The sequence below is a fragment of the Thiocystis minor genome, assembly GCF_016653465.1.
Classification (GTDB): Bacteria; Pseudomonadota; Gammaproteobacteria; order Chromatiales; family Chromatiaceae; genus Chromatium; species Chromatium minus.
In genome coordinates, this window is sequence record NZ_NHSQ01000166.1 from 1 (window position 1) to 5,959 (window position 5,959).

The window sequence follows — 5,959 nt, forward strand, 5'->3', positions numbered from 1 at the left end:
GACCGGGGACTGAAGAAGATCCAGGCGATCTGCGCCGTCATGCGTAAGCTCCTGCACGCCATCCATGGCATGCTTAAGACCGGAAAACCGTTCGACGGGCAACGCTTCTATGTCCTTCCACAAGCGGCATGACTCATTCATGAATTTGATGGACAGGAGGCAAACAGGACTTGCGTCGGAACAGAGTATCTACTCACGGGAACCACACGATGAACAGGCTCACCACACGACTCGCATGGGCACCACCGACGTTGGCCGTGGCCGTCGCACTCGGGTTACCCCTGGCCGGCGCGGGCGCCGATGCGCCCGGCGCCGCGCGGCCCGCCAACCTGACCGACTAGGCGGAGGTGGGAGACCTGATGAAGGGTATTGACGGCTTGCGTCGTCTCCCTATCCAAGGGGTGTCGATCATGCAGTCGGGCGAGAAGATCTTTTTCGTCTCGGCCAACGGGCGCTATGTCTTCCTCGGCCCCGCCATCGATCTGTGGCATGGGGAACGGCTGAACTCACTGGCGGACGCTGACCGGCTGACGGGACGCATCGATATCGGTCGCCTGAAGCTCAACGCCAGCGACCTGGGTGCGCTCGACGTGGGTGATGGCACACGCGAGATCCTCGTCTTCGTCGATCCGATGTGCCCCCATTGCGCGACGCTACTCGACCAGATTCAAGTCTTGTCCCCCGCGCAACGCACACCCTATCGGTTTCGACTCATTCCGCTGGCCCTGCTCGGCGCGGACTCGATCGCGGCGGCGGTCAACCTCAATTGCCTGGCCGCCAGCGATCGTGCCGCAGCCACGCAGGCGTTGCTGACGCATACGCTTGAGACTGTGCCCACGGCGCAAGAACGCTGCGGGCAAGGGGCGCTCCAGCGCGCCCTGGTGACCGCGCATTTGTTGGGCATCAGCACGGTGCCCTTTCTGATCGCCCCCGATGGTCGCTTGCAGCCCGGCATACCTGCGGATCTGCTGACTTGGATCGCCGGAGGCGAGGCATGAACACGCGGGCCGCACCTTCACGCACCCTGGCCCTGACCATCACAGGATTTCTGATCAGTGCGGTAGGCATCACCGCCGGATGTGGCTCCATGGCCGTGGGCGAGCGCCACTTCGGTTGTCAAGGCCATCCCAGTGATCCCTTATGCCTGCCCACGTCGCGTGTCTATGAACTGACCAATGGTACGGAGGCGATCCATCAATCCGAGGTGGACGCGGCACGCAAGACAGGGGCGGCTCCTCAGGTTCGAGACGCGAGCGACGAACCTCTGTTTGGTTACGGTACTCCTCGCTCCAGCGCCCCGGCATTCAGGCCGCGCGAGCATGCCGTGACTCCCAGTATCACCGACGACACCCACATCAGCACGCTTGGCGAGACTGAAGACCTGCTGCTCCCGCGCTCGCGCGATCCGATTCCCCTGCGGATGCCGGCCCAGGTGATGCGGATCTGGTTCGCGCCCTGGGAAGACCGTCAATCCGATCTGCACGCCAGCGGGTATGTCTTCACCGACATCACCCCCAAAACCTGGACGATGGCCGCTGGCCCAGATCGCTTCAGCCAGGCGTTACTGAAACCCCTGCAAATGGAGCAGCGCGCGGCGGCCAGCGACTCTCCGAGTACCCCACCCGCGTCGCCACCGAATCACGCCCACCGTCGTCCTTAACGGTGTTTCCTCCACCTGCACACCTGTCATCGCACCAACTCACGGAGTCATCATGCTGAAACCCCCACGTCCCCATGCCCCCCACCTGGCCGGGCGCCTGCTGCTCGTGGCCGTCGCATTGGCCCCCATGCTGGCGTTCGCCGGCGAGGGCACCGGCGACACCACCGGCACCGAATTTCAAGTGGTCTACACCCTACTGACAGGCTGGATGACCGGCCTGCTCGGCAAAATCATTGCCGTGTCCTTCATCCTGGTCGGCCTGGTCGCCGGTGTCATGCGCCAGTCGATCATGGGTTTTGTGGTCGGTGTGGCCGCCGGGGTTGGGATGCTGGTGGCGCCGAACGTCATCAATACCTTGTTTACCGCCACCTTACCGCTGGCCTAAGCCGCGCGCGATCACCTCTCCTGCGCATTCATATGCGTCACCGGCCGCTGGCCGAGATCGGGCAGGCAACTGCCCACCACCCCTTACCGAGCCACGTCAACGCAATGCCCACGCTGCCACCGCGGTGCGAACCACGTCATTATCTTTCGGTCCCGAAAGCCCTGTTTGTTTCACTCGGCACGCTCTCGCCCGCAGCCCGAGACCGCCTGTTCCAGCAGGCCCTGGATGCCGTGCAGGGACGTTCGCGCGTCCTGGTGTGTGATGCCAACCGTCGCTTGCTTCAACCCTGCCAGCCCGCGCGTGCCCGCGAGCTGCTCGCGCACCGCCGCGCCCGGATCCTCTCAACCGCACCGCTGCTATTGCAATTGCGCAAGGTCGTGGCACCCGTTCCGGCGCGAGTCGAGGATGCCACGACATGAAGGAACGTCAGTTTCGCGGCGAACGGGCCGCGCCACTCTTTTCAGCACTCGCCTGTGATCCCCAGCAGGGACTCTTTCTGCTCGACGATCAAAGCCTGGCGTTCGGGTGGATCTGTCAACCGATGGCGGGCGCCGACCAGGGACAAGCGGATCGGTTGTCGGCCCTGGTCAATCAGGATTGGCCGAATGACACCCTGATGCAGGTCATCCTGTGGGCTTCGCCCGACATCGAGGGCATGCTGGCCGCGATGCAGGGGCTGCGCACCGAACTGCACCAGCCGTTGTTGCGCGCGGCTACCGCCGAGCGCACCCAGTTTTTCCGCGCGGGGGTCCGCCAGCCGATCATTCCACACGCAGACACGCGTCTGCGGGAGGTACATACGCTGGTGACGGTGAAGCTCCCGTTGGCCGGCGCGTCGCCCACCGCCGCCGAGCAGCAGGCGGCAATCGAACTGCGCGCCAGTTCCGAACAGGTTCTGGTCACGATCGGTCTGCGACCGCAGTCGCTGACCGCCGCGACCTATGTGCGACTCATGAATACGCTGCTCAATTGGGGACCGGAGGCGAGCTGGCGGCAGCGGGTCACGCCCGAGGCCGATCCGACCCGGATCCTGCGCGAGCAGTTCTTGGATCCCGACCAGGCCATCGAGGTCGATGCCACCGGGGTCACCCTGGGGGACTGTCGGGTGCAGACGCTCTCGGTCAAACGCTTTCCGGATCGGTTGTCGTTCGGGCTGGCGGCCCGCTATCTGAGCGATCCTTTCTCGGGGACGCGCGGCGTGCCGCACAACCTGCTGATCTGTCTGAACCTGTTATTCCCCGAGCCGGAAGGGACACGCGCAGCCTTGCAGACCCAGAGTCAGTGGGCGACCAACATGGCGACCGGGCCGATCGCCCTCTATCTGCCGCGCCTGGGCGAACGCGCCCGCGGCTTTCGGGTACTGTTCGAGCGTCTGGACGCCGGGGATCGCCCGGTCAAGGCACATCTGGGACTGGTGCTGTTCTCCACGCTGACAGCGGCCTCCGCCGCTGCCTCGAACCTGCGCACCTACTGGCGCGAACTGGGTTTTCAGGTGTTCACGGATCGCTATTTCACCCTCCCGCTGCTGCTCAACAGCCTGCCCTTCGGCGCCGATCGCACGGCGATCCGCGACCTGCAACGCTACCGCACCCTGGCGGCGAGCCATACCGTCAACCTGATGCCGGTGCTGGGCGACTGGAAGGGCACCGGCACCCCGGTACTCAACCTGGTCAGCCGTGGCGGGCAACTGATGAACCTGTCGCTGTTCGATTCGGCTTCCAACTACAACGCTTGTATCGCTGCACAGTCGGGGTCGGGGAAATCCTTTCTGACTAACGAACTGATCTCGACCCATCTGTCGGTCGGGGGGCGTTGCTGGGTGATTGATGTCGGGCGCAGTTATGAAAAGCTCTGTGAGGCGCTGGAAGGGCAGTTTCTGACCTTCGCGCGGGAGACGACCCTGTGCCTCAATCCTTTTGAGTTGATCGTCCATTGGGACGAGGAAGCCGACATGATCGCCGGACTCGTGGGCGCCATGATCGCACCCTCCGGCCGGCTGGATGACTACGCCCTGTCGGGCTTGAAACGCGTGCTCAAAATGGTCTGGGATGCGTGGGGGCCGGCGATGACGATCGACGCCATCGCGGCGGCCCTGGCGGCGGAAACCGATGCGCGCCTGCGTGACCTGAGCACCCAGATGTACCCCTTCACCACGGCGGGCGAGTATGGCAAATACTTCAACGGTCCGAATACCATCGCCTTCGCCGCTGCTTTCGTGGTGCTGGAACTCGAAGAGCTGAAAGGCCGCAAGCATCTGCAACAGGTGGTGCTACTGCAGCTGATCTATCAGATTCAGCAAGCCATGTATCTCGGGGAGCGCGCGCAGCCGAAGCTGGTGATCATCGACGAGGCTTGGGACTTGCTCACACAGGGCGATGTCGCCCGGTTCATCGAGACCGGCTATCGGCGCTTTCGCAAATACCGGGGGGCGGCCGTCACGGTCACCCAATCCTTGAACGACCTCTACACCAATCCGACCGGACGGGCGATCGCCGAGAACTCGGCGCATACCTTCCTGCTCGCCCAACCGACCCAGGCCATTGACCAGTTGCTGGCGGACAAACGCCTGCCATTGACCGAGGGGGGCGCGGAGTTGCTGAAAACCGTGCACACGGTCCCTGGCGTCTATTCGGAAATCCTGGTGATCGGGGATGACGGGGCCGGCATCGGACGCTTGATCGTCGACCCCTTCCGCCAACTGCTCTACTCGACCCATCCGCGCGATGTCGCGGCACTGACGGCGCTGCGCCAGCAGGGGCTGAGCTTGGATGCGGCGATTCGGCAACTTCGACAGACGCGCGGAGACGCTTGAGATGCGGCCATCGGACACGCCATTGGCGGTGACACCGCCACGCTCGGCTCCCGCGCCGAGCGTGGGTGTCGGGGCCGTCCTGCTGATCGCCCTGCTCGTCGCCAGTGTCGTCAGCGCCTTCACGGCGTGGTGGCTCCAGCGCCAACTGGACACGGCGTTGTGGCTGCGCCCGCCGGTGATGGTCCTGGATCTGTCGGCGACGGCGCGTGCAGCCACGCCGGCGGATCTGCCGGCACGGCTGCGCGCCTATACCCAAGCCGCCGAACGCCTCGCCGCCCAAGGTGTCCTGGTGCTGGAGCGCAACGCGGTGTTGGCAACCCCCGTGGCGCTGCTGGTGAACGAGGCGGAGGTGCCGCGTGCGACACCTTAAAGCGAGCTGTCAGGGGTGGTGGCGAGACGGACAAGCCGCAGTGACGCGTCTGTCCTGGCGCTGGGCCTTGCTGGCCGGGCTGGCCTTGACACTCACACTCGCCTTGGGGGCCTACGCGGCGTCCCGTTACCGTCTAGGCATTGACCTGCAGGAACAGGGCTGCCTGCGGGGAACCTCCTGGCTCTTTGTGATCGACACCCAGGCCAGCCCCCAGGATGTCCGACAGGGGGATCTGGTGGCGTTTCACGCGCGCGGCGTTGGCGTCCCGTTCTTTGAGGGCAAGCTGTTCGTCAAACGGGCCGCCGGGGTACCGGGCGATTGGGTGAGCGTCACGCCCTTGGAGACCCGCATCAACGGCCTGGCGATGGCCAGGGGCTTGGCCCTGGCGCCCGCGCTCCACCGCGATCCAGGGAGCTTCATCCGCCAGGAGCGGGTACCGGTCGATCATTTCTGGATGCTGGGCGAGACCGCCGACAGTTTCGATTCGCGCTACTGGGGGATGCTGCCGATGACCCGCATGATCGGGAAAGTCTATGTCCTGCGGTAACGCCCGCGCCTTGGCCTGGTGCCTTCTGGGCTTGAACGCCTGGACGCTGGCCGCCGCGCCGCTGCCCGACGCGACCCTGCGCGATCAGGCGGTGGAACTCCAGAACGCCGCGCTGACCGCCCCGCGTCCGGCCTGGTTGGAGGCGCAACAGGCGCGGCAGGCGCACTGGCAGCGCGAATTACAGG

At 65.0% G+C, this 5,959-nt stretch carries 7 protein-coding genes and 1 pseudogene; all 8 read left to right on the forward strand.

Annotated elements, in window-relative coordinates; genetic code table 11:
- The first annotated feature begins 359 nt into the window (after positions 1 to 359).
- Positions 360 to 998, forward strand: a complete 639-nt coding sequence (locus tag CCR95_RS22315; protein WP_201098621.1) for a thioredoxin domain-containing protein — start codon at positions 360 to 362, stop codon at positions 996 to 998.
- A complete protein-coding gene (locus CCR95_RS22320) occupies positions 995 to 1,660 on the forward strand; it encodes a TraV family lipoprotein (RefSeq protein WP_201098623.1) in 666 nt (221 codons plus the stop codon). The genes CCR95_RS22315 and CCR95_RS22320 overlap by 4 nt, the downstream gene beginning before the upstream one ends.
- A 52-nt stretch (positions 1,661 to 1,712) precedes the next feature.
- A complete protein-coding gene (traA, locus tag CCR95_RS22325) occupies positions 1,713 to 2,045 on the forward strand; it encodes a TraA family conjugative transfer protein (protein ID WP_201098626.1) in 333 nt (110 codons plus the stop codon).
- 104 nt (positions 2,046 to 2,149) lie between these two features.
- The gene (locus CCR95_RS22330; protein WP_201098628.1) at positions 2,150 to 2,464 is read left to right on the forward strand and encodes an RRXRR domain-containing protein; all 315 of its coding nucleotides are present in this window, start codon (positions 2,150 to 2,152) and stop codon (positions 2,462 to 2,464) included.
- Positions 2,461 to 4,857: a type IV secretion system protein TraC gene (gene traC, locus CCR95_RS22335; RefSeq protein ID WP_201098642.1), complete on the forward strand. Its 2,397-nt coding sequence runs from the start codon at positions 2,461 to 2,463 to the stop codon at positions 4,855 to 4,857. Before CCR95_RS22330 ends, traC begins: the two co-directional genes overlap by 4 nt.
- A gap of 1 nt (position 4,858) precedes the next feature.
- Positions 4,859 to 5,227 (forward strand): hypothetical protein, encoded by a 369-nt coding sequence (locus tag CCR95_RS22340; protein WP_242523431.1) that lies wholly within the window; start codon positions 4,859 to 4,861, stop codon positions 5,225 to 5,227.
- A gap of 40 nt (positions 5,228 to 5,267) precedes the next feature.
- Positions 5,268 to 5,774: a signal peptidase I gene (gene lepB, locus CCR95_RS22345; RefSeq protein ID WP_338115479.1), complete on the forward strand. Its 507-nt coding sequence runs from the start codon at positions 5,268 to 5,270 to the stop codon at positions 5,772 to 5,774.
- Positions 5,761 to 5,959 (forward strand): annotated as a pseudogene (locus tag CCR95_RS22350) (hypothetical protein); the annotation flags it as partial. The gene lepB and the pseudogene CCR95_RS22350, both read left to right, overlap by 14 nt.